The following is a 22,878-nucleotide window of genomic DNA, read 5'->3' as shown; positions in this document are numbered from 1 at the left end:
TTTTGGTTATAGATCGGAGATATGCCTGATATGAGCATCATGCCCTGGAGTGCAGGAACCTGGACCCATGCGCCAGACGACGTCGCGAACAGCGGAGCGCACCTCGACGTGACCGCCGCCGAGGGCAGCGACGCCTGGCGGCACACCGCGTACGGCTTCGTGCACGACACCGAGCACGCACTCCTCGCTCCCCTGGCCGTCGGCGAGGCGATGGAGGTGTCGTTCCGCGCCCCCTGGGAAGGACAGTTCGACCAGGCCGGCCTCTTCGTGCGCGCCGACGACGAGCACTGGGTCAAGGCGGGCGTCGAACACGCCGACGGCCACCTCGGGCTCGGCGCCGTCGTCACCGCCGTGGTCTCCGACTGGTCGGTCGGACACGTCGACGACTGGCGGGACAGCGAGATCACCGTCCGCGTCAGCCGCTGGCGCGACGCGCTGATCGTCCGCGCCGCCGCCGACGGCGGACCCTGGCGTCTCGTGCGGGTCGCGCCCTTCGACGGCGAGGCCCCCGCCGCGGCCGGACCGTTCCTCGCCGCACCCACGCGCGCCGGGCTCACCGTCCGCTTCACACGCTGGGAGCGGACCGCCGCAGACGCCGACCTGCACTAGCCGCGCGGGTCGAGACCGCCGAGACGGGAGCGGGCCGCGGACGACCGCGGCCCCCTCCGCTCACAGCCCGAGAGCGTGCGCCGCCGCCTGGGCCCTGGCCACCAGCTCGGCGCGCTGCTCGGCCACGCGCACCGGCGCGGTCCCGCCCACGCCCGACCGGGACGCCACGGACCCCTCGATCGTCAGCACCTCCCGCACCGCGGGAACCAGGTGCTCGGACACCGACCGCAGCAGCTCGTCCGACGCCTCCTCCAGACCGATCCCCTGCTCTTCGCACGCGCGCACCAGCGCGCCGGAGATCTCGTGCGCATCGCGGAACGGCACCCGCTGCTTCACGAGCCACTCCGCCACGTCGGTCGCCAGGGAGAAGCCCTGCGGCGCCAGCTCCGCCATCCGCTCCGTGTCGAAGCGCAGCGTCGCGATCATCCCCGCGAACGCCGGCAGCACGACCTCGAGGGTCTGCACCGAATCGAACACCGGCTCCTTGTCCTCCTGCAGGTCGCGGTTGTACGCGAGCGGGAGGCCCTTGAGCGTCGCCAGCAGACCGGACAGGTTGCCGATCAGTCGCCCCGACTTCCCGCGCGCGAGCTCGGCGATGTCGGGGTTCTTCTTCTGCGGCATGATGCTCGAGCCCGTCGAGTACCCGTCGTCGAGCGTGACGAAGCCGAACTCGCGGGTGTTCCAGAGGATGATCTCCTCCGACAGGCGCGACAGATCCACGCCCGTCATCGCCGCGATGAACGCGAACTCGGCCACCACATCGCGCGCGGCCGTGCCGTCGAGCGAGTTCTCGGCCGGGCGATCGAGGCCCAGCTCGGTCGCGACGAGAGCCGGGTCCAGCCCCAGCGTCGAGCCGGCGAGCGCTCCCCCGCCGTAGGGCGAGACGCCCGCACGACGACGCCAATCGACCAGGCGCTCCAGCTCGCGCACGAGCGGCCACGCGTGCGCCTGGAGGTGGTGCGCGAGGAGCACGGGCTGAGCGTGCTGCAGGTGCGTGCGGCCGGGAAGGATCGCCTCCGGGTGGGCCTCGGCCTGCGCCACCAGGGCATCGATCACCCGCAGCAGGTCGCGCGCGATCACCCGGGCGTGATCGATCAGGTACATCCGGACGAGGGTGGCGATCTGGTCGTTCCGGCTGCGTCCGGCGCGCAGCCGACCGCCCAGTTCCGGCCCGAGCTCCGCGATCAGCGCCTGCTCCAGCGCACCGTGCACGTCCTCATCGGTCGGGACGGGCAGCAGCGTGCCGTCGGCGACCCTGCGAGTCACCGCGTCCAGCCCGTCGTGCATGCGCTGGGCCTCGTCCGGCTCCAGATACCCGGCCGCGGCGAGCGCCGTGGCGTGCGCGTGCGAACCCGCGATGTCGTACGGCGCCAGGATCCAGTCGAAGTGGGTCGAGCGGCTGAGCTCCACCAGCTCGGGCGAGGGGCCCGTGGCGAAGCGGGCGCCCCACAGCGCGCCCTCGTTCGTGCCCTCGTGCGTCTGTCCGGTCATCACGCGTCCTTCTTGCCGAGCAGCCACACCAGCAGCGCCTTCTGCGCGTGCAGGCGGTTCTCCGCCTCGTCCCACACCACGCTCTGCGGCCCGTCGATCACCGACGAGTCCACCTCGTAGCCACGATCAGCGGGCAGGCAGTGGATGAAGATCGCCTCGTCGTCGGCGAGCTGCATGGTCTCCGGCGTCACCTTGTAACCGCCCAGATCGCGGATGCGCGCGATCTTCTCCTCTTCCTTGCCCATCGACACCCAGGTGTCGGTCACCACGACGTCGGCACCCGCCGCCGCCTCGACCGGGTCGGTGAACAGGGTGATGGAGCCGCCGGTCTCCGCCGCACGGCGGTCGGCGGCCTCGATCACATCGGCGCGCGGCGCGTAGTCCTCGGGCGAGGCGATCCGCACGTGCATGCCCGCCGTGACCCCGGCGAGCGCGTAGGAGTGGGCCATGTTGCTCTGCCCGTCGCCGAAGAACGTCAGGGTCAGTCCCTTCAGGTCGCCCTTGTGCTCGCGGATGGTCAGCAGGTCGGCGAGGAGCTGACAGGGGTGGAAGTCGTCGGACAGGGCGTTGATGACCGGAACGCGGGTGCCCTCCGCCATCTCCTCGAGTCCCGCCTGCGCGTACGTGCGCCACACGATCGCGGCGACCTGGCGCTCCAGCACCCGTGCGGTGTCGGACGGCGTCTCCTTGCCGCCCAGCTGGCTGCTCGCGGTCGAGATGATCAGCGGGCTGCCGCCCAGATCCGCGATGCCCACCGCGAACGACACCCGGGTGCGGGTGGACGACTTGTCGAAGATCACGGCGACGGTCTGCGGGCCCGCGAGGCTCTTGTCGGCCCAGCGGTCCTTCTTGAGCTCGAGGGCGAGGTCAAGGATCTCCGCCTGCTCGGCGGGCGTGAGGTCGTCGTCGCGCAGCAGGTGGCGGGTCATGCGGGTACCTTTCCGGGGGCGGAGGAGTGGACGTCGGCGAGGCTCGCCGCGAACAGCTCGCGGAACTCGGCCAGCTCGGCGTCGCCGATCGTGAGGGCGGGCGCGATGCGCACGGTCTCGGGGTTCGCGGCGTTCACGATCAGACCGCGCTCCTGGGCTGCCGCGACCACGGCTCCGGCGACCGGCTCGGTGAGCGCGACGCCGACGAGGAGGCCACGGCCGCGGACACCCGCGAGGAGCGGCGAGTCGATGCCCAGGATGATCTCGCGCAGCTCGGCGCCACGGCGGGCCGCATTGCCGACCAGATCCGCGCGTTCGATCTCGGCCAGCACCGCGTCGGCCACGGCGGTCGCGAGCGGGTTGCCACCGAACGTGGAGCCGTGGGATCCGGGAGTGAACAGGGCGCTCGCGGCACCGTACGTGACCAGGGCCCCGATCGGGAACCCGCCGCCGATGCCCTTGGCGAGCGTGATCGCGTCGGGCGTGACGCCGTCGTGACTGAAGCCGAACCACTCGCCCGTGCGGCCGGCACCGGTCTGGATCTCGTCGACGATCAGCAGAGCCCCGTGCGCGAGCGTGAGCGAGCGCGCCGCCGCGAGGTAGCCCTCGGGCAGCTCGACGACACCGGCCTCGCCCTGGATGGGCTCGACGATGACGGCCGCGACCCGGTCGTCCATCGCGGCCTCCAACGCCTCGACGGTGGCCGGGATGTGCTCCACCCCGCCCGGCATCGGCGCGAACGGCGCGCGCATCGACTCCTTCGCCGTCAGCGCGAGGGACCCCATGGTGCGACCGTGGAACCCGTTCTCCAGCGCGAGGATGCGCGGGCGCTCCGCTCCACCGTGCAGGCGCGCGAGCTTGAACGCGGCCTCGTTGGCCTCGGCCCCCGAGTTGGAGAAGAACACGCGCCCGTCGATGCCGGCACCCGCGAGACGCTTGAGCCGTGCGGCGAGCGCGAGCTGCGGCGGCGTCGCGAAGTAGTTCGAGACGTGCGCGAGCGTGGCCGCCTGCGTGGCGACCGCGTCGACGAAGACCGGGTGCGCGTGACCGAGCGAGGTCACGGCGATGCCGGCGAGGAAGTCGAGGTAGCGTCGGCCGTCGGCATCCCACAGGTACGAGCCCTCTCCACGGGTCAGCAGCGCCAGCCGCTCCCCCGCGTTGAGCACGAGATCACGTGCCGCGTCGTCCTGCCAGACGGTCATGCCGTCGCCCCTTTCTCTCCCAGGACCACTTCGGTCCCGATTCCCTTGCTGGTGAACAGTTCGACGAGCACCGAGTGCGGTACCCGTCCGTCGATGATCGCCGCGGCGTCCACGCCGCCCTCGACCGCGTCCAGGCACGCCCGCATCTTCGGGATCATGCCCGACTCCAGGCGCGGCAGCATCTCGATCAGCGCATCCGAGGTGAGGTGCGACACGAGCGAGTCGCGGTTGGGCCAGTCGGCGTACAACCCCGGCACGTCGGTGAGGATCACCAGCTTGCGCGCCCCGAGCGCCACGGCGAGTGCCGCGGCGGCCGCATCCGCGTTCACGTTCAGCGACTGGCCGGGGTGGTCGAGGTCGGGCGCGATGCTCGAGATGACCGGGATGCGACCGGCCGCGAGGTGGTCGAGCACCGCGGTGGGGTCGACCTGCACCACGTCGCCGACCCGGCCGAGGTCGATCTCCTCGCCGTCGACGACCACGCCGCGGCGACGCCCGCCGAACAGACCGGCGTCCTCTCCGCTGAGCCCCGTGGCGATCGGCCCGTGCGAGTTGATCTTCGCCACGAGCTGCGGGTTCACCTGCCCGGTGAGCACCATGCGCACGACACTGATCGCCTCGGTGTTGGTGACCCGGTAACCGCCCTTGAACTCGCTCGGGATCTCGAGCCGGTTCAGCATGTTCGAGATCTGCGGGCCGCCGCCGTGCACGACCACGGGCTGCACGCCGACGTAGCGGAGGTAGGCGATGTCCTGCGCGAAGGCCTCCTGCAGCTCGTCCGAGACCATGGCGTTGCCGCCGTACTTGACCACGACGATCTGGTCGCGGAAGGTCTTCAGCCACGGCAGCGACTCGATCAGCGTGGTCGCCTTCTGCGCGGCGACGTCGGGCGTGGTGTCCTGGATGTCGGTCATGAGGCGTAGGCGCTGTTCTCGTGCACGTAGTCGTGGGTCAGGTCGTTCGTGAGCACCGTCGCGGTGGCCTCGCCGACCTTGAGGTCGATCAGCAGGTGGGTGGCGCGCGGTGTGAGGTCGACCTCCTCGCGCGGACGGTCGGGGCCGCCCGCCGCGCACACCCGCACCCCGTTCATCCACACGTCCACGTCGTACGGGTCGAACTGCGCGTTCGTGGTGCCGATCGCCGCGAGCACCCGACCCCAGTTGGGGTCGTTGCCGAAGATCGCGGCCTTGAAGAGGTTGTTGCGCGCGACCGAACGGCCCACCTCGACGGCCTCCTGCTCGGTGACGGCGTGACGCACCTCGATCGTGATGTCGTGGCTCGCCCCCTCCGCATCACCCTGCAGCTTCACCGCGAGCTCCTGGCAGAGCGCCGTGAGCGCCTCGGCGAAGTCGTCGAGGTCCGGCACGACCTCGGAGGCCCCGTTGGCCAGCAGCGTGACCTGGTCGTTGGTCGACATGCACCCGTCCGAGTCGAGCCGGTCGAAGGTCTGTCCCGTCGCACGGCGCAGCGCCTCATCGGCCTGCAGCGGCTCCAGCACCGCGTCGGTCGTGAGCACCACGAGCATGGTCGCCAGGCCCGGGGCGAGCATGCCCGCGCCCTTCGCCATGCCGCCGATCGTCCAGCCGTCGCGCGACACGACAGCGGTCTTCGCGACCGTGTCGGTGGTCATGATGGCGTGTGCGGCGCTCTCTCCCCCGTCGGCGCTGAGCTCGGCGATGGCCTGCGCCGTCCCTTCGAGCACCTTGGCGCGGAACGCCTCGTCGCCCGTGCCGATCAGGCCCGTCGAGCAGACGAGCACGTCGCCCGCGCTGATGCCCAGCAGCTCGGCGGCCTTCTCGGCGGTCTGATGCGTGGTCTGGAAGCCGAAGCTGCCGGTGAAGCAGTTCGCCCCGCCCGAGTTGAGCACCACCGCCTCGACGACCCGGTCGGCCACGGCCTGCTGCGACCAGATGATGGGGTTCGCCTTGGCGCGGTTGCTGGTGAACACCGCGGCTCCGACCTTGCGCGGGCCCCGGTTCACGACCACGGCGACGTCGGGCTTGCCGGTGGACTTGAGGCCGACGGCGACCCCGGCTGCTTCGAATCCTGCGGGTGCGGTAACGCTCACGGGGCGACTCCGTTGATCGAGAGGGCACGGGCCTCGGGGAGCCCCAGCGCGATGTTCATGGACTGGATGGCGGCACCGGCCGTGCCCTTGACGAGGTTGTCGACGGCGGTGACGACGGTGACCCGGTTGGCGGCGCGGTCGATCGCCAGGCCGATCAGGGCGGTGTTGGCGCCCAGGACATCGGCGGTGCGGGGGAAGCTGCCCTCGGGCAGCAGCTGCACGAAGGTCTCCTCGCCGTACGCGCTCTCCCAGGCCGCGCGGATCTCCGCGTCGGTCGCGCCCTCGACGATCGGCGCGGTGGAGGTGGCGAGGATGCCCCGCGACATCGGGACGAGCACCGGCGTGAACGAGAGGCGGATGTCGGCGCCCGAGGCGTCGGCGTCGGCCGGACGGGCCGCAGCGAGCGCCTGCCGGATCTCCGGGATGTGCCGGTGAGTGCCGCCGACCGCGTAGGGGTTGGCCGAGCCGAGGATCTCGCTGGCGAGCAGGTTCGGCTTGAGGCTCTTGCCCGCTCCGGACGGGCCGACGGCGAGGACCGACACGATGTCGGACGGGTCGATCACTCCGGCGGCGACACCCGGTGCGAGGCTCAGGCTGACCGTGGAGGCGTTGCATCCGGGAGCCGCGATGCGCGTCGCGCCGCGCAACGCGTCGCGCTGCCGTCCGCCCGCGACCGGCAGCTCGGGAACGCCGTACGCCCACGGCTCATGGAACGCGCCGCCGTAGAAGGCGTCCCAGGCGGCCGACGAGGTGAGCCGGTGGTCGGCGCCCGCGTCGATCACCAGCGGGACGTCGCCGAGCGCGTCGGTGTACTGCCCCGACTGGCCGTGCGGGAGGGCGAGGAACACGATGTCGTGACCCGCCAGGATCTCGGGAGTCGTGTCCTGGAGCGTGAGATGCGCGAGCGAGCGGAGGTGCGGCTGGTGGTCGACGAGCGGTTGACCGGCGTTCGAGTGCGCGGTGACGGTGCGGATCTCGATGTCGGGGTGGGCGGCCAGGAGGCGGAGGATCTCGCCGCCTGCATAGCCCGATGCGCCGGAGACGGCGACGGAGTACGTCATGCTTCTACCTTAACGGTCGGGTCCTCGACGATTTCGGGACCGGGGGCGGGGCCGAAGGCGGCGACACCGGCACTCGACCGCCGCGCACGCGCAGGCAGGAGGGCGGAGTCGCCTAGAGTCGGCGGCCGCGGCGTCGGCGCACAGCGATGACGCTCGGAGCGAGCGTCGAAGGAGCGGTGGCGGCCGAAGGCATGTCGCGACAGTAGCGCGGCCGTCGTCGCCACCGCAAATCCCCACCGTCATCCGACGGCTGCGGCCTCCAGCGGCGCGGCGAAGAACGCCAGCTCGTGTGCGCTCGACGTGCGGAACGCGCGCCGCATGCGCTCCCGTCCGGAGGCGTCAGACCGCGATGCCGCCGCGGTCGCGAAAGCGATGGCCTGCGCCGTCGCCTCCTCGAACGCCGGATCGGCGTAGGTCGACAGCCACGAGGCATAGGGGTGATCGGGATCACGGGCCTCCGCGCCGAAGTCTCCCGCGTGCAGCCGCCTGCCCAGATCGGTGTACAGCCAGAAGCACGGCAGCACGGCGGCGACGAGCTCGGCATGATCGCCGCCGAACGCGACCGACCGCAGATGGTCGAGGTACGCGGTGGTCGCGGGCGCGGGTTCCGCCGCGAACGTCTCCGCGCTCACCCCGCGCTCGGGCGTGAGCCACGACGCGTGCAGCTCCAGCTCCCCCACGATCGATCCGTGCGCCGCGTGCGCCCAGAACGCCTGCTCCGCCGAGGTGGGGGCAGTCCGCGCCGCGGCCGCGAGCACCCTCGCGTACTCGCGCAGGTACAGCGCATCCTGCGCGAGGTAGAACAGGAACGGCTCGCGCGCGAGTGTGCCGTCGGCGAGACCGCGGAGGAAGGGCAGCGCGTCGATCCCGTCGCGCACGTCGGAGATGTCCTGCCACCAGTCGCCGGCGATCTCCTCCGCCGTCTGCCGGGTTTCCAGGTCGCCGCGGTCCCACATTCCAGCGAAATGATGGACGGGCCCATGTCCCTGCCCCACGGCGAGCGCACCCCCCGCCCGCAGCGACTCTCGCAGCCAGGCGCGCGCGGCACGCACCGCGTCGGACGGCGTGAGACCGCGGGCGAGCAGGGTGGCGAGCGCCGACGACAGGGAACAGCCGGTGCCGTGCGTGTTGGTGGTGGGGATGCGCTCCCCGGGGAACTCGTCCCGCAGGCCGCGGTCCGCGTCCACCAGCGCATCCGGCGCCTCGTCACCCGTGAGATGCCCGCCCTTCACGAGCACCGCGGCGCCGATGTCGGCCGACAGCTCCTCAGCAGCGGCGAGCGCGTCCGGCCAGTCGGTGACGGGGCGACCGACCAGCACGGCGAGCTCGGCGAGGTTCGGCGTGACCACCGTGGCGCGCGTCAGCAGCCCCCGCAGTTCACGCTCCGCGTCGGGGGCGAGCAGAGGGTCGCCCGATGTCGCCACCATGACCGGGTCGAGCACCACCACCGGGGGACGCTGCACATCGAGCCAGTCGGCCACCGTGCGGATGACCTCGGCGTCGGCGAGCATCCCGATCTTCACGGCGTCGATGACGATGTCGTCGGACACGGCGTCCAGCTGCGCGCGGAGGAAATCCGCCGGAGGAACGTGGACCGCCCGCACTCCCCGCGTGTTCTGCGCCGTGAGGGCGGTGAGCGCCGCCATCCCGTATCCGCCGTTCGCGGCGATCGCCTTCAGGTCGGCCTGGATGCCGGCGCCGCCCGACGGGTCGCTGCCGGCGATGCTGAGCACACGCGGCACGACCCCCGCCCGCCAACGACGACGGAACGCGGAGGCCGTCTCCCCGGGGTCCGCGGCGGCGCAGAGCGCGGAGACCACGGCGAGCCCCGCCGCGCCTGCGGCCTGGAGCGCCTCGGTGTCATCGATGCCGACCCCGCCGATCGCGACGCACGGGAGCGGGCTCTCGGCCGCGAAGGCCGCGAACCCCTCGACGCCCAGCGGCTCCGGGTGGTCCGGTTTGGTGCTCGTGGGGCCGATCACCCCGACACCGAGGTAATCGACGGTGCCCTGCGGCAGTGCGCGCACGGCATCGAGGTGTTCACGGGTGTTCGCGGTGAGTCCGATGAGCGCGTCCGGACCGAGCAGCTCTCGCGCACGCCGCACCGACGCATCGGCCTGGCCGAGATGCACGCCGTCGACCCGCGCGCCGCGCGCCCGCGCCTCGACAGCGGCGTCCAGACGATCGTTGACCACCAGCAGCGCCCGCCCGTCGATCACGGCGGAGAGCGCGATCAGCTGCTCGACGGTCTCCTCGTGCGCGGCGTTCTTGTCGCGCAGCTGCACGATGCGTGCGCCGCCGTCGACCGCGCGGCGCACGGTCTCGACCACACCGCGCTTCCCGCACAGCCCGGGATCGGTGACGAGATACAGCGAGAAGTCGGCACTCATCGGGTCTCCTCCGACACGCGGGCGCCCGCGGCGACGTCATCCGCGGTCACGGCGTCGAGCGCGTCCAGCAGCGCGACAGCGAAAGTGCCGGGCCCTGCGGCGACCGGGGCGGCGCGCTCGGCCGCCACGGTGTAGACGAGGGTCGCCGCGGCGACCGCCGTGAACGCATCGTCTCCCGTCTGCCGAGCGGTTCCGAGGAAGGCCGCCATCACGGCGCCCAGAGCGCAGCCGCCACCCGTCACGCGCGTGAGCAGTTCGTGGCCGTTGGCGATGCGCACGACGCGATCGCCGTCGGTGATCAGGTCGACGGGCCCGGACACGGCCACCACGGCTCCCGTGGTGCGGGCGAGCTCCTGCGCCGCCCCGGCAGCGGCCTCGGTGCCGTCGGTCGCGTCGACGCCGCGACCGCCGGCCGTGTGGCCTGCCAGGGCGAGGATCTCGGACGCATTGCCGCGGATCGCGGTCGGACGCCGCGCCGCGAGCTCATGCGCGAGGGTCGTGCGCACCGGCAGCACGCCGATCGCGACCGGGTCGAGCACCCACGGGGTGCCGGACGCCGCGGCTCCCGTCACGGCCTCCACGCTCGCGGCGCGCTGCTCGGGCGTCGGCGTGCCCAGGTTGATCAGCAGACCGGAGGCCACACCGGCGAACATCTCGGCCTCGCCGACGATGTCGACCATCGCGGGCGCGGCGCCCAGGGCGAGCAGCACGTTGGCGGTGAAGCCCGTGACGACCGCGTTGGTGACGCAGTGCGTCAACGGAGGCGACTGCCGCAGCGCCTCCCGCAGTCTTCCCGCCGAGGCGGCGAGGTCGGGGGTGGAAACAGGACGCAGAAGATCGCTCATCGCGACATCCCTTCGCTAGTACGAACTAGATCAGGTTCGACGGGTGTGATCTCAGCCGCGGATGCGGCACCCCGTGTCACTGCCTCGCAGTCTAGCGAGCCCCGGCGGGTCCCTCCGTGACGGCCGCGAGGACCCGCAGCTCCTCGGCGCGGGTCAGCCCCGCCCTCCGTTCCCGGTGGACGCCGCGTGCGCGCTCGTCGTCGATCACGCGCGCGATCGTGTCGGCCAGCGGACGCAGCGCCCCGCCGCGCGCCCGATAGGCGACGTTCGACCGCGTCATGAATCCGGTCATCTCCTCGGGCAACCAGAGCGGGAGCGAATGCGGGCCCATCCAGTACTCCACGCCCCGGGCCACCAGCCGATCCGCGTCGGCGATCACCGTCGCCCCCTCGTGACCCGCGGCACGACGCACGGCGTCCAGCACCTCCCCGAGCGGACGCGCGTCGCCGATCGCATTCACGGGAGAACCGGGAGACGCCGTCACGAGGAACGCCGCCAGATCGTCCACATCGATCACCTGCGCGGTCTTCCCGTCGAGGGGCGGCAGGAGCACCGGACCGTCGGCCGCGCGGAGAAAGGCGGCGGCCCAGTAGCCGAAGCGATCCCTGGGGTCTCCGTCGCCCACGATCAGCCCGGGACGCGCGACGAGCGCGCGTGCGCCGAGGGCCGCGACGGCGTCTTCCGCCGCGACCTTCTGGGCCGCGTAGTCGTCCTCCCCCTGGCCGACGCACGCCGGCGCGTGACGCGGCGCGGACTCGTCGGCGCCCGCGGTCATGTCATCGGCGTACACCGACATCGACGACACGTACGTCCACTGCGCCGCACGATCGCCCAGGGCCGCGACGGCCCCCGCGACGTGCGCCGCCCGTGAGGAGACGTCCACGACGTGATCCCACTCGCGGCGGGCGACCTCCGCATAGGCGTCCGCTGCGTCCCGGTCGGCGACGATCAGCGCCGCCCCGTCGGGAGCGGCACGCCCCCCGCGCGCGAGGCAGGTCACGTCCGCGCCCGCCTCCAGCCAGCCGTGGGCGATCCGCCCCGAGAGCCAGCCCGTCCCGCCCAGGATCAGCACATCCGTCATGTGCCCATGTCAGCAGCATCCGGGGAAAGGCGGAAGGCCTTCCGCTCAGTGCAGAGCGGAAGGCCTTCGCGACGGGGTCGATCAGTCGCGCAGTGCGGCGCCGAATCGCTCCGCCGCGACCGCGACACCCGCCAGCTTGGCGTCGGTCGCCTCCGCAGCGGTGAGCGTCCGGTCGTCGGCGCGGAAACGCAGCGCGAACGTCAGGCTCTTTGCTCCCTCGGACACGCCCTCACCGCGGTAGTCGTCGACCAGTCGCACCGACTCCAGCAGCGCGCCCGCCCCGTCGGCGAGCGCCGCCCGCACCTCGCCCGCCGGCACATCGGCGGCCACGGTCAGCGACACGTCCTGCGTGGCCGCGGGGAACGTCGACAGCGAGGCCGCCACGATCCGCGTCCCCGCGAGGGTGAGGATGCGGTCGAGGTCGAGCTCGAGCACGGTGGCGCGACCGGGCAGGTCGGCGTCCTCCGCCACCGAGGGGTGCAGCTCCCCGACGTAGCCGACCTCCTCGCCGGCCGCGACGAGCGCCCCGGTGCGGCCGGGATGCAGCGCGGCGCGCTGCGCCTGTCGCACGTCGATGTCGATGCCCGCGGCGGCAGCGATCACGCGGACCGCGTCCAGCGCCTCCGCGAGCCCCGACGCCTCGGCGGGACGACCCGGCTGACGCGGCGACACGTTGCCGGTGAGGAGCACCGCGATGTGGCGCTCCTGGGGTGGGATGGACGCGTCGAGCGCGGCGAGCGTCTCGTCGGAGGGGCGCACGCCGAGCGGCGGCACCTCGTCGGTTCCGTACTCGACGCCCGGCTCCGGCAGGAACACGAGGCCCGTCTCGAAGAGGGCCAGGTCGGTCATGCCGCGGGCGATGTTGCGGTGCGCGGTCTGCAGCAGCCCCGGGATCAGCGAGCGGCGCAGGTACGGGGCCTGCCCGTCGAGCGGGTTCGCCAGGCGGATGCTCGGCAGGTGCTCCCCCGACGCGAAACCGTGCAGGTCGTTCTGCGCCTCGGTCGTGAACGGGAAGGCCGGCGTCTCGACGAAGCCCGCCGCCGCGAGTGCGTTCGCCACGCGGCGACGACCCTGCTGGTGGGCGGTGAGGCCGCGACCGGACGGCGGCGTCGGCAAGACCGCGGGGATGCGGTCGAGCCCGTGGATGCGGGCGACCTCCTCCGCGAGCGTCCACTTGTCGGTGAGGTCGGGTCGCCAGGTGGGCGGGATCACGGTCCAGCCGGCTTCCGCCTCCGTCACCTCGGCGCCGATGGTCGTGAGGGCGCCCGTGATCTCGTCGTCGGTGTAGTCCACGCCGATGAGCCCCTGCACGAAGCCGGCCGGCAGCGCGATGTCCCCCACGAACACCTCGGCGAACAGCGCGCCACCCTCGTCGGTGAGCGTCCCGCCGGCGAGCTCGACCATGAGGTCGGCCGCCCGACGCGCCGCCACGAAGGGGATCAGCGGGTCGACGCCCCGCTCGAAGCGCTTGGACGCTTCACTGGGCAGCTTGTGGCGACGGGCCGTCCTGGCGATGGTCGTGGGGTCGAACGTCGCCGCCTCGATCAGCACGTTGCGCGTGGTGTCGCTCATCTCGGTCGTGCCGCCACCCATGACACCGGCGAGGCCGATGGGACCGGACTCGTCCGTGATGAGCAGGTCCTCCTCGTGCAGCGCACGCTCCACGCCGTCGAGCGTGGTCATCTTCTCGCCCGGCGTCGCGCGACGCACCGTGATGCCGCCCGCGAGCTTGTCCAGGTCGTAGCCGTGCAGCGGCTGCCCGAGCTCGAGCATCACATAGTTCGTGATGTCGATCAGCACGCCCAGCGACCGCATGCCGGCGAGGCTCAGCCGGGCGATCATCCACGGCGGCGTCGGGCGCGAGGGGTCCACGTCCCGCACGACGCGCGTGACGAACTCGCTCGCACCGACGTTGCCGCGCACCGGGGCCCGGTCGTCGACGACGGTCGTGTGACCGGAGCCGGGCTGCAGCTCGGCGAAGTCGCGCTCCGCGGGGTCGCGGAAGGTCGCGCCCGTGGCGTGGGCATACTCGCGGGCGACACCGCGGACCGAGAAGGCGTAGCCGCGATCGGGGGTCACGTTGATCTCCACCGCGACGTCGTCGAGGCCGAGCAGCGCGATGGCGTCGGTGCCCACCGGGGCGTCGATGCCGAGGTCGGACAGCACGACGATGCCGTTGTGCTCGTCGCCGAGGCCGAGTTCGCGCGCGGAGGCGATCATCCCGTCGGACACGTGCCCGTAGGTCTTGCGCGCGGCGATCGGGAACGGGCCGGGCAGCACCGCACCGGGAAGGGTCACGACGACCTTGTCCCCGGCGACGAAGTTGTGCGCCCCGCACACGATCCCGCGGACACCGCCGTGCTCCTCACCGACGTCCACCTGGCACCAGTTGATGGTCTTGCCGTTGGACTGGGGCTCCGGTTCGAGCGACACGACCTGGCCGACCACCACGGGACCCGTGATGGCGAAGCGGTGCACGTCCTCCTCTTCGAAGCCGACCGTCACCAGCGCCGCGAGGACATCCTCTGGCGTGGTCTCCGGAGCCAGATCGACGTACTCACGCAGCCACGAAAGCGGGACGCGCATCACACCACCATCCCGTACTGCTCGCTGAAACGGACATCGCCCTCGGCCATGTCCCGCATGTCCTGCACATCGCTGCGGAACATGAGTCCCCGCTCGATGCCCATGCCGAACGCGAAGCCGCTGTAGACCTCTGGATCGATCCCTGCCGCGCGCAGCACGTTCGGGTTGACCATGCCGCAGCCGCCCCACTCGATCCAGCGCGCGCCGCCCTTGAAGGTCGGGTGCCACAGGTCGAGCTCGGCGGAGGGCTCGGTGAAGGGGAAGTAGTTCGTGCGGAAGCGCATCTTCGCCTCCGGGCCGAAGAGCTGACGCGCGAAGTGGTCGAGCGTGCCCTTCAGGTGCGCCATCGTGATGCCCTTGTCGATCACGAGCCCCTCGAACTGCGTGAACACCGGCAGGTGCGTGGCGTCGAACTCGTCGGTGCGGTACACCCGCCCGGGGCACAGCACGTAGATCGGCACCTCGCGGTCGAGCATCGAGCGCACCTGCACCGGGCTGGTGTGCGTGCGCATCACCAGGTGACGCGAGGTCGGGTCGACGTAGAACGTGTCCTGCTCCTGGCGAGCGGGGTGATCGACGTCGAAGTTCAGCGCGTCGAAGTTGAACCACTCGTGCTCGAGCTCCGGCCCCTCCGCGATCTCCCACCCCATGCCGACGAAGATGTCCTCGACCTGGTCCTGGAGCAGCGTGAGCGGGTGGCGGGCACCGACGCGCGTGCGCGAGGGGACCGCGGTGATATCGACCCGCTCGGCTTCGAGCCGTGCGGCGACCTCGGCGGCGGCCAGCTCGGCCTCCTTCGCCGCGAGCGCCTGGGTCACGCGCCCCCGCCCCTGGCCGACGAGCTTGCCGAACGCGGCCTTGTTCTCGGGGGCGACCTGGCGCATCGAGGCGTTCAGGACCGCGAGCGGCGATCCCTCGGCGACGTGCGCGGCTCGGGCGGCTTTCAGCTCGGCGGTGTCGGCGGCCGCATCGATCGCCGCGAGGGCGTCGGCGACGGCGGCTTCGACCGCGTCGGGGGTGATTTCCGGAGACTCTGACACGGGAGTCGAGTCTACCGGCGCGGGACGCGCGTCCCGCGCCGGTCGCGACTCAGAGACCCGGACCTCCGGCGTTGTCGGCGTCGAACTTCCCCGCGCCCTTCTGGAGCACGATGAGCGAGGTGTTGGTCTCGCCGCCGTGCTGCCGCGGATCGGGCTCGGCCGGTCCCGCCTTCGGCGAGCGCTTCGCCCGACGCTGCAGCCGGTAGGCGATGTAGGAGAGCAGGAGACAGACCGCCACGTACATCGAGCCGCCGACGATCGCCGCCGGGATCAGCGGCGAGCCGTAGGGCGCCTGGTTGCCGATCTGGTTGATGACGTACAGCAGCTCCTTGTACGTGATGATGAAGCCGAGCGCGGTGTCCTTCAGCGCCACCACGAGCTGCGCGATGATCACGGGCATCATGGCCCGCACGGCCTGCGGGAGCAGGATGAGCGACATGACCCCCGTCTTGCGCAGACCGATCGCGTAACCGGCCTCCTGCTGTCCGCGCGGCAGCGACTCGATCCCGGCGCGCAGGACCTCGGCGAGCACGGAGCCGTTGTAGACGATCAGCGCGATGACCACGGCCCAGTAGGGCGGCATCTTGACGCCGAGCACGGGAAGACCGTAGTAGAGCAGCATCATCAGGATCAGGACGGGCACGGCCCGCAGGATCTCGATGATCCACCGCACGGGCTCACGCACCCAGGCGTGCTCGGAGAGCCGGCCGATGCCGAGGACGAAACCGAGCACGAGGGAGCCGACCCCCGCGACCGCGAAGGCGGCCAGGGTGCTCAGCAGCCCCTCGCCGAAGCGCACCCAGACCGCGGAGTAGGTGAAGATGTTCCACTTCTCGGGGGCGAACTGGCCGGTGGCGTACAACCGCCAGACCACCCAGCCGAGGACGGCCAGCACCACCAGCACCGTGACGGCACCGATGAGACGGTTGCGGGCGACCGCGCGGGGCCCGGGGACGTCGAACAGGACGGAACTCATCGCGCGATCCTCCACTTGTTCTCGAGCACGCGCTGCACCCAGCTGAGCAGCAGCACGAGCACGACGAAGATGACCATGACCCACAGCAGCACGACCAGCGCGTTCTCGCCGCGCTCGCTCAGTGCCGCCCTGATCGTGCCGAGGTTGACCACCGAGAACCCGGCGGCCACCGTGGTGTTCTTCATGAGGGCGATCAGCACGCTCATGAGCGGCGGGACCACGGACCGCGTCGCCTGCGGGAGCACGACGTAGCGCATGACCTGGCCGAAGTTCAGTCCGATCGCCCGCGCGGCCTCCGCCTGCCCGACCGGGACCGTGTTGATGCCGGCGCGGATGGCCTCCGCGACATAGGTGGCGGTATAGAGGCCCAGCGCGATCACGGCGAGGAGCAGGGCGTTGACCCGCTCCCCCAGCAGGATCGGGAGGCAGAATGCGAAGAAGAACATCACCAGCGTGAGCGGGGTGTTGCGGATCCAGTTCACGTACACGCCACCGACGGCGCGCGCGATCGGAACCGGCGACACCCTGGCCGCGCCCACGATGAGGCCGAGCACCACGGCGATGAGGCCACCGCCGAGGAACAGCGCGATGGTCCCCCACAGCGCTTCACCCCAGAGATCGAGGTGGTCTGAGATCACTCCCACTGCTGTGCCTTTCGGTTCGTTTCTACGTCAGATGAGGCGACGGAAGCGGGGCGGGCGACCGTGCCGCCCGCCCCGCGGTGATCAACCGACCGGGTCGACCTCGGGCTGCTCCGCCTTCACACCGGAGGCACCGAGGTTGTTGTCGAAGATCTGCTGCCAGATGTCGCCACCGTCCGTCAGCTGCGTGTTGAAGTACTCGACCAGCGCGTCGTCGCCCTTGGCCACGCCGATGCCGTAGCGCTCCTCGCTGAAGGGCTCGCCGACGACCTTCAGGTTGTCGGGGTCCTGGGCGGCGTAGCCGATGAGGATGGCCTCGTCGGTCGTGACCGCGTCGACCTGACCGTTCTTCAGGTCCTCGACGCACTTGGAGTACGTGTCGTACTCCTTGGTCGGGACATCGGGGTAGTTCGTCTTGATGTTCTGGATCGGGGTCGAGCCGGTCGCCGAGCACACCGTGGTGGACGAGCTCAGGTCGTCCACGCTCTCGATGTCGCTGTCGGCGCCGACGAGGAGGCCCTGACCGGTGACGAAGTACGGGCCGGCGAAGGAGATCTGCTCCTTGCGCTTGTCGGTGATCGAGTAGGTGCCGACGTAGTAGTCGATGTCGCCGTTGACGATGGCCTGCTCGCGGTTCGCGGAGGCGATCGCCTGGAACTCGATCTTCTCCGGGTCCACGCCGAGCGATGCGGCCATCCAGCGCGCGATGTCGACGTCGAAGCCGGTGCGGTCGCCGGTCACGGGGTCGAGGTAGCCGAGACCGGGCTGGTCCTCCTTGACGCCGACCTTGACGGTCCCCGACTCCGAGATCCGGTCGAAGGTCGGGCTGCCGTCGATGCTGACGTCCTCCAGCACCGTCCACGGCGTGGCGCTCGAGGTGTCCTCGTCGCCGTCCTCGGGTGCTCCGGTGCTGGACGGGGTGCCGCTGTTGCAGGCGGTCAGGGCGAGCAGCGCCGCCGCCGCGATCCCGATGCCTGCCAGTGTCCGTGTGCGTCGCATGTGCGTCTCCTTCGTGTGCTGTGGGTGCAGGGTCTGGTGGGGTCAGTGGGTGAGGAGCTTCGAGAGGAAGTCCTTGGCGCGGTCGCTCTTCGGGTTGGTGAAGAACTCCTCCGGCTTCGCCTCCTCGACGATCCGGCCGTCGGCCATGAACACGACACGGTCGGCGGCCTTGCGCGCGAAGCCCATCTCGTGCGTGACGACGATCATCGTCATGCCGTCCTGGGCGAGCTCGACCATGACGTCGAGGACCTCGTTGATCATCTCCGGGTCGAGCGCACTGGTGGGCTCGTCGAACAGCATGACCTTGGGCTGCATCGCCAGGGCCCGCGCGATCGCGACGCGCTGCTGCTGACCGCCGGAGAGCTGCGCGGGGAGCTTGTTCGCCTGCTGCGCGACGCCCACGCGCTTCAGCAGCGTCATCGCCTCGGCCTCGGCCTCCGACTTCTTGAGGCCGCGGACCTTGATCGGCCCGAGCGTCACGTTCTCCAGGATCGTGAGGTGGGCGAAGAGGTTGAACGACTGGAACACCATGCCGACGTCGGCGCGCAGGTGCGCGAGCGCCTTGCCCTCGGCGGGGAGCTCCTTGCCGTCGATGCGGATCGAGCCGCTCGTGATCGTCTCCAGGCGGTTGATCGTGCGACACAGCGTCGACTTGCCCGACCCGGACGGGCCGATCACGACGACGACCTCGCCGGTGTTCACGGTCAGGTCGATGTCGCTGAGCGCCTGGAACTCGCCGTAGTGCTTCTGGACGTTCTCCACGACGACGAGAGGGGTTTCAGAGGTCATCATTTCTCCAAACTAGCCACGCGTTGCGCGCGGTTCCAGGCACCACGGTGAGGTTTACACGTTCGTAATCACCTGATCGCGGCGACAATGCGGCAGTGCAGGGTCGCCCCACGGCCCGCCCCCTCGGGCCGTGGGATCGCCCTGCTGCCACGCTCCCAGCGACAGCAGGCAGCAGGTGTCCGATCGTGTGCGATCGACCTCACCCTGGCAGAGCTGCTCGGGTGCCGTCCGACTTCTTGAGGATTTCTTGAGCAGCCGGACGGCCGCCGCGGATCACCCCCGCAGGTCGCGGTAGTACTCCTGCGCGCCGGGGTGCAACGGCACCGGACCCGTGAAGATGGCCGACCTCCGGTCGAGCAGCGCCGCCGCCGGCACCTGTTGCGCGAGAGCCGTCCTGGCATCGAACAGCGTCGCCAGCACATCGCGCACCACCCCCGCGGGCGTCGAGCCCGCCGTGACCAGGTAGTTCGGCACGGCGAGGGTGGTGACCGCGGCAGCGAGCCCGTACGTTCCCGCCGGCACGTCGGCGGGCCTGTACGCGTGCGAGTAGCGGTCGTTGACCTCGTTCACCCACTCCTGCTCGATCGGCAGCAGGCGCACGTCCGCGGTCCGTGCCAGCTGCGCGATCCCCGGGGTCGGCAGCCCGCCCACCCAAAAGAACCCGTCGATCTCGCCCTCCGCCATGGCCGCGATCGACGCACCGAGGTCGAGCTGGGGGTCGCGGATCGACGCCGCGTCCACCCCCGCCGCGTCCAGCACGCGCCCCGCGATCACGTTGACCCCCGAGTTCTCCGCCCCGAGCGACACCGTCATCCCGGCGAGATCGGCGAGGTCGTGCACCGGGGAGTCACCGCGCACGATCACCTGCAGGTACTCGTCGTACAGCCGTGCGACCGCCGTCACGTCCTGCGGCTCGGTGAAAGCTCCCGTCCCGGCCACCGCGTCGGCAGCGGCGTCGCCCTGCGCGAACCCCAGCAGCGCCTCCCCGGCGCTCACCCGCAGCAGGTTGTCGACCGATCCGGCCGTCTGCTCCGCCACCAGGTCGACCGTCCTGGCGCTCGACACCGCGTCGGCCACCGCGGTGCCGTAGGCGAAGTACACACCCGTCGAGCCTCCGCTCGCGATCGTGTACTCCTCGTCGCCCCACTCGCCCGACCGGGTCGCACACGCCCCGAGCGTCAGCGCCAGGCACGTCACGAGCAGTCCGGCGACCAGGCGCCCCACCCGGCTCACGCGGCGCCCTCCGCGGGGAGCACCAGCGCGACCAGCAGCCCGCCGCCGTCGGCCGAGCTCACCCGCAGCTCTCCGCCCACCGTCGTCAGCAGGTCCGTCGCGATCGCCAGCCCCAGGCCCGTGCCCGGCTGGTCGCCGCTGTCGGCGCTGCGCCAGAACCGATCCGTCGCCGCCTCCGCGTCCTCCCGGCTGAGCCCCGCCCCGTGGTCGCGCACCGTGAGATGGCACCCGTCGGCGTGGCGCCGCGCCCCGATCTCGATCGTGCCTCCGGCGGGCGAGTACTTGACGGCGTTGTCGATCGCCGCGTCCAGGGCGGCCTCCACGATCGTGCGGTCCGTGATCGTCATCACCGAGTCCTCGCCGGTGCGGTGCAGCGTCATGCCCCGATGCTCGGCCACGTCGCGCCAGGCCTCCAGCCGCCGCGACGCCACGGCCGCCAGGTCGACGGCCGACAGCGTGGAGTCCGTGCGCCCGCCGCGGGCCAGCCCGAGCAGCGTCTCCAGGATGCGGCTCATCCGCCGGCCCTCCTCACGCGTCTCCTCCACGTCGGCGTCCCACTCCGCTCCGAGCCCCGTCGCGAGGTGCTCGACCCGCAGCAGCAGCGCGTTCAGCGGGTTGCGCAGCTCATGCGAGGCGTTCAACGCGAACTCCTGCTGCCGCGTCATCACCCGTTCGATCTCGTCGGCCATGCCGTTGAACACCCGCGTCATGCGCCGCAGCTCCGGGGGTCCGGTGTCCTCTGCGACCCTGGCATCCATCTCGCCGCGCTCGATCGCCACCATCGCCTCGTCCAGCCGTCGCACCGGCGAGAGCACCCACCGCGCGAGCCCGGCCACGAGAAGCACGCCGAGCCCGCTCAGCACCACCACGACGGCGCCCAGGAGCAGCGTCTGCTGCAGGATCGCGGCGCGAGGACGGTCGACGTCGCCGGCCACCAGCACCGCGCCGATCACGTCACCGTCGTCGAACACCGGCTCCACGAGCGCCGCATCCGGCACGGCCCACGGCGGCGCGGGCGCGGGCTGCTCGGCACGACGGCCGGAGAGCGCCAGCCGCACGCGCTCCGCATCCGCCTCCGACAGCACCGCGTCGCCGTGCGCGCCCGCGGCCCACGCGGCCCCCGCGAGGTCGAACACGGTCACCTCGATGCCGTACACCTCCTGGAAGCGCCGTACCTCCGCGTCGACCACCGCGGGGCTGCCCGAGCGCAGCGCCTGTCGTGCGCTGGTGACGAAGTAGCCGAGGTCGCCCAGCTGCTCGGTGTAGAACGCCTGCTGGACACTGCGCGACGCGCTCCACGCCGCCACTCCCCCGAGCGACACCAGGACCGCGACCAGCGGCACCAGGAACATGACGATCAGGCGACGGCGCACGACTCAGGACTCCGCGAGCCGGTAGCCGACACCGCGCACCGTCTCGATGAAGCCGCGGTCGCCGGTCTTGCGCCGGATCGCCGCCACGTGCACCTCGAGCGAGTGCCCGAAGCCGCGCCAGTCCGTGTTCCACACCTCCCGGATCAGCCGCTCCTTCGGTACCGCCACCCCGGGGTAGCGGGCGAGCACACCCACGATGTCGAACTCCTTGCGGGTCAGGCCCACCACGGCGCCGTCGACCCGCACCTCGCGCGCCACCAGGTCGATGTGCACGCTCCCGTCATGCAACAGCACCCGGGTGTCCGCCTCGGTGCGCAGGGGACGGGAGCGTCGCGTCACGGCCTCGATGCGCGCCAGCAGCTCGTGCACGTCGTACGGCTTCACGACGAAGTCGTCCGCGCCCGCCCGCAGCCCCTTGATGCGCTCGGCCACCTGGTTGCGGGCGGTCACGATCACGATCGGCACGTCGGAGCGCCCACGGATGCGACGGCACAGGTCGATGCCGTCCACGTCGGGCAGCCCGAGGTCCAGCAGCACGACCTCGGTGTCGGCGTCCACGAGGGTGAGCGCCTGCGCACCGTCGGACGCCCGCACCGTCGCGTACCCGGAGCGCGCCAGGAACGCCTCCAGTGCCGCCGCGACCCGCTCGTCGTCCTCGACGATCAGTACCCTCATCGCCCCCGCTTCCCCGCTTCCCCGCTCTTCCCGCCCGCTCAGCCCGTCGGCGCCGCGCGCTGTGCGAACGCGCTCTCGTACAGGCACACGCTCGCCGCCGTGGCGAGGTTGAGCGACTCCGCACGACCGAAGATCGGCAGCCGCAGGACGCGGTCGGCGAGCTCCAGCGCCTCGTCCTCCAGGCCGCGCGCCTCGTTGCCGAACAGCCAGGCGGTGGGCTCGGCCAGCACGCCGTCCGCGCGGGCCCCCAGCAGGTCGTCGCCCTTCACATCTGCCGCGAGGATGCGCAGACCGGCGGCGTGCGCGCGGTCGAGGACATCGGGCAGCTCGGCGCCGACCGACACCGGCAGGTGGAAGAGCGAGCCCGTCGTCGCGCGCACGACCTTCGGGTTGTAGGGGTCGACCGTGCGTCCCGTCAGCACCACGGCGTCCGCTCCTGCGGCATCCGCGGCGCGGATGATGGTGCCCAGGTTGCCCGGGTCGCGCACCTCCTCGCAGATCGCGACCAGCCGGGGCGACGCGTCGAAGATGTCGCGCACCGAGGTCGGGGTCTGCCGCACGACAGCGACGAGGCCCTGCGGGGTGACGGTATCGGCCATCGCGTGCAACACGTCCTCGGTGACGTATTCGACCCGCACGTCGGCGTCGGCCGCCTTCGCCCGGATGTCCTGATGCCGCTCCCAGCCGCCGGGTGTCGCGAACAGCTCGACGATCGCCTCGGGGCGGTAGGTCAGCGCCTCGCGGACCGACTGCGGGCCTTCCAGCAGGAACAGCCCGGTCTCGGTGCGCGCGCTGCGCTTGGTCAGCTTGGCGACGGCACGGACTCGGGGGGAACGAGGGTTCTCCAGCACGATCTCAGTCTAGGGCGACGACGACGCCCGGAAACGCGG

The 22,878-nt window shown here is 71.6% G+C and carries 20 protein-coding genes and 1 riboswitch; of the genes, 1 reads left to right on the top strand and 19 read right to left on the bottom strand.

Annotated elements, in window-relative coordinates; genetic code table 11:
* The first annotated feature begins 30 nt into the window (after window positions 1–30).
* Window positions 31–609: a DUF1349 domain-containing protein gene (locus ACWH95_RS17430; protein WP_454121089.1), complete on the top strand. Its 579-nt coding sequence runs from the start codon at window positions 31–33 to the stop codon at window positions 607–609.
* A 60-nt stretch (window positions 610–669) separates the two neighbouring features.
* Here ACWH95_RS17430 and argH read toward each other — a convergent pair whose 3' ends face one another.
* From argH to ACWH95_RS17335, 19 genes are all read right to left on the bottom strand, one after another.
* The gene (argH, locus tag ACWH95_RS17425; protein ID WP_454121088.1) at window positions 670–2,100 is read right to left on the bottom strand and encodes an argininosuccinate lyase; all 1,431 of its coding nucleotides are present in this window, start codon (window positions 2,098–2,100) and stop codon (window positions 670–672) included.
* Window positions 2,100–3,029, bottom strand: coding sequence for an ornithine carbamoyltransferase (gene argF, locus ACWH95_RS17420; RefSeq protein WP_136035884.1), 930 nt, complete (start codon window positions 3,027–3,029; stop codon window positions 2,100–2,102). The genes argH and argF overlap by 1 nt, the downstream gene beginning before the upstream one ends.
* A complete protein-coding gene (locus ACWH95_RS17415) occupies window positions 3,026–4,231 on the bottom strand; it encodes an acetylornithine transaminase (RefSeq protein ID WP_454121087.1) in 1,206 nt (401 codons plus the stop codon). The genes argF and ACWH95_RS17415 overlap by 4 nt, the downstream gene beginning before the upstream one ends.
* Window positions 4,228–5,145, bottom strand: a complete 918-nt coding sequence (gene argB, locus ACWH95_RS17410; protein WP_136034258.1) for an acetylglutamate kinase — start codon at window positions 5,143–5,145, stop codon at window positions 4,228–4,230. The genes ACWH95_RS17415 and argB overlap by 4 nt, the downstream gene beginning before the upstream one ends.
* Window positions 5,142–6,299 carry a bifunctional glutamate N-acetyltransferase/amino-acid acetyltransferase ArgJ gene (gene argJ / locus ACWH95_RS17405; protein ID WP_454121086.1) on the bottom strand — a complete coding sequence of 386 codons (1,158 nt, stop codon included), beginning with the start codon at window positions 6,297–6,299 and terminating at the stop codon, window positions 5,142–5,144. Before argJ ends, argB begins: the two co-directional genes overlap by 4 nt.
* A complete protein-coding gene (gene argC / locus ACWH95_RS17400; RefSeq protein ID WP_454121085.1) occupies window positions 6,296–7,360 on the bottom strand; it encodes an N-acetyl-gamma-glutamyl-phosphate reductase in 1,065 nt (354 codons plus the stop codon). The genes argJ and argC overlap by 4 nt, the downstream gene beginning before the upstream one ends.
* Window positions 7,361–7,599: 239 nt before the next feature.
* Window positions 7,600–9,750 (bottom strand): bifunctional hydroxymethylpyrimidine kinase/phosphomethylpyrimidine kinase, encoded by a 2,151-nt coding sequence (locus ACWH95_RS17395; protein WP_454121084.1) that lies wholly within the window; start codon window positions 9,748–9,750, stop codon window positions 7,600–7,602.
* Entirely contained in the window at window positions 9,747–10,595 is an 849-nt protein-coding gene (gene thiM, locus ACWH95_RS17390; protein ID WP_206253203.1) for a hydroxyethylthiazole kinase, read from the bottom strand. Before thiM ends, ACWH95_RS17395 begins: the two co-directional genes overlap by 4 nt.
* Window positions 10,586–10,679: riboswitch (TPP riboswitch) on the bottom strand. Its footprint overlaps the gene before it by 10 nt.
* Before the next feature lie 7 nt (window positions 10,680–10,686).
* Window positions 10,687–11,676 (bottom strand): NAD-dependent epimerase/dehydratase family protein, encoded by a 990-nt coding sequence (locus tag ACWH95_RS17385; protein WP_454121083.1) that lies wholly within the window; start codon window positions 11,674–11,676, stop codon window positions 10,687–10,689.
* Between the two features lie 81 nt (window positions 11,677–11,757).
* Complete coding sequence (gene pheT / locus ACWH95_RS17380) at window positions 11,758–14,262, bottom strand: phenylalanine--tRNA ligase subunit beta (protein ID WP_454121082.1); 2,505 nt, start codon at window positions 14,260–14,262, stop codon at window positions 11,758–11,760.
* A complete protein-coding gene (gene pheS, locus ACWH95_RS17375; protein WP_136034273.1) occupies window positions 14,262–15,302 on the bottom strand; it encodes a phenylalanine--tRNA ligase subunit alpha in 1,041 nt (346 codons plus the stop codon). The genes pheT and pheS overlap by 1 nt, the downstream gene beginning before the upstream one ends.
* 49 nt (window positions 15,303–15,351) lie before the next feature.
* Window positions 15,352–16,278, bottom strand: a complete 927-nt coding sequence (locus tag ACWH95_RS17370) for an amino acid ABC transporter permease (RefSeq protein ID WP_454121081.1) — start codon at window positions 16,276–16,278, stop codon at window positions 15,352–15,354.
* Complete coding sequence (locus ACWH95_RS17365) at window positions 16,275–16,922, bottom strand: amino acid ABC transporter permease (RefSeq protein ID WP_136034277.1); 648 nt, start codon at window positions 16,920–16,922, stop codon at window positions 16,275–16,277. Before ACWH95_RS17365 ends, ACWH95_RS17370 begins: the two co-directional genes overlap by 4 nt.
* Before the next feature lie 81 nt (window positions 16,923–17,003).
* Complete coding sequence (locus ACWH95_RS17360) at window positions 17,004–17,918, bottom strand: glutamate ABC transporter substrate-binding protein (RefSeq protein WP_136034279.1); 915 nt, start codon at window positions 17,916–17,918, stop codon at window positions 17,004–17,006.
* 42 nt (window positions 17,919–17,960) lie between these two features.
* The gene (locus ACWH95_RS17355) at window positions 17,961–18,707 is read right to left on the bottom strand and encodes an amino acid ABC transporter ATP-binding protein (protein WP_136034321.1); all 747 of its coding nucleotides are present in this window, start codon (window positions 18,705–18,707) and stop codon (window positions 17,961–17,963) included.
* Window positions 18,708–18,980: 273 nt separating this feature from the next.
* Window positions 18,981–19,940 carry a TAXI family TRAP transporter solute-binding subunit gene (locus ACWH95_RS17350; RefSeq protein WP_454121080.1) on the bottom strand — a complete coding sequence of 320 codons (960 nt, stop codon included), beginning with the start codon at window positions 19,938–19,940 and terminating at the stop codon, window positions 18,981–18,983.
* Window positions 19,937–21,313, bottom strand: coding sequence for a sensor histidine kinase (locus ACWH95_RS17345; protein WP_168443078.1), 1,377 nt, complete (start codon window positions 21,311–21,313; stop codon window positions 19,937–19,939). The genes ACWH95_RS17350 and ACWH95_RS17345 overlap by 4 nt, the downstream gene beginning before the upstream one ends.
* Before the next feature lie 3 nt (window positions 21,314–21,316).
* Window positions 21,317–21,988 carry a response regulator transcription factor gene (locus tag ACWH95_RS17340; protein ID WP_136034281.1) on the bottom strand — a complete coding sequence of 224 codons (672 nt, stop codon included), beginning with the start codon at window positions 21,986–21,988 and terminating at the stop codon, window positions 21,317–21,319.
* Window positions 21,989–22,026: 38 nt separating this feature from the next.
* Window positions 22,027–22,839: a TrmH family RNA methyltransferase gene (locus ACWH95_RS17335; protein WP_454121079.1), complete on the bottom strand. Its 813-nt coding sequence runs from the start codon at window positions 22,837–22,839 to the stop codon at window positions 22,027–22,029.
* Between the last annotated feature and the right edge of the window lie 39 nt (window positions 22,840–22,878).

This window comes from Microbacterium sp. NPDC055502 (genome assembly GCF_053643635.1).
The sequence above is the reverse complement of the archived record's forward strand: the minus strand, read 5'-3'. Positions and strand labels throughout refer to the sequence as shown.

Coding starts and splice junctions, on each gene's coding strand:
- ACWH95_RS17340 (WP_136034281.1), bottom strand. CDS start 21,988: ATGAGGGTACTGATCGTCGAGGACGACGAGCGGGTCGCGGCGGCACTG.
- argH (WP_454121088.1), bottom strand. CDS start 2,100: ATGACCGGACAGACGCACGAGGGCACGAACGAGGGCGCGCTGTGGGGC.
- pheT (WP_454121082.1), bottom strand. CDS start 14,262: ATGCGCGTCCCGCTTTCGTGGCTGCGTGAGTACGTCGATCTGGCTCCG.
- ACWH95_RS17395 (WP_454121084.1), bottom strand. CDS start 9,750: ATGAGTGCCGACTTCTCGCTGTATCTCGTCACCGATCCCGGGCTGTGC.
- ACWH95_RS17370 (WP_454121081.1), bottom strand. CDS start 16,278: ATGAGTTCCGTCCTGTTCGACGTCCCCGGGCCCCGCGCGGTCGCCCGC.
- ACWH95_RS17360 (WP_136034279.1), bottom strand. CDS start 17,918: ATGCGACGCACACGGACACTGGCAGGCATCGGGATCGCGGCGGCGGCG.
- argC (WP_454121085.1), bottom strand. CDS start 7,360: ATGACGTACTCCGTCGCCGTCTCCGGCGCATCGGGCTATGCAGGCGGC.
- ACWH95_RS17385 (WP_454121083.1), bottom strand. CDS start 11,676: ATGACGGATGTGCTGATCCTGGGCGGGACGGGCTGGCTCTCGGGGCGG.
- argB (WP_136034258.1), bottom strand. CDS start 5,145: ATGACCGACATCCAGGACACCACGCCCGACGTCGCCGCGCAGAAGGCG.
- argF (WP_136035884.1), bottom strand. CDS start 3,029: ATGACCCGCCACCTGCTGCGCGACGACGACCTCACGCCCGCCGAGCAG.
- ACWH95_RS17355 (WP_136034321.1), bottom strand. CDS start 18,707: ATGACCTCTGAAACCCCTCTCGTCGTCGTGGAGAACGTCCAGAAGCAC.
- ACWH95_RS17415 (WP_454121087.1), bottom strand. CDS start 4,231: ATGACCGTCTGGCAGGACGACGCGGCACGTGATCTCGTGCTCAACGCG.
- thiM (WP_206253203.1), bottom strand. CDS start 10,595: ATGAGCGATCTTCTGCGTCCTGTTTCCACCCCCGACCTCGCCGCCTCG.
- ACWH95_RS17430 (WP_454121089.1), top strand. CDS start 31: ATGAGCATCATGCCCTGGAGTGCAGGAACCTGGACCCATGCGCCAGAC.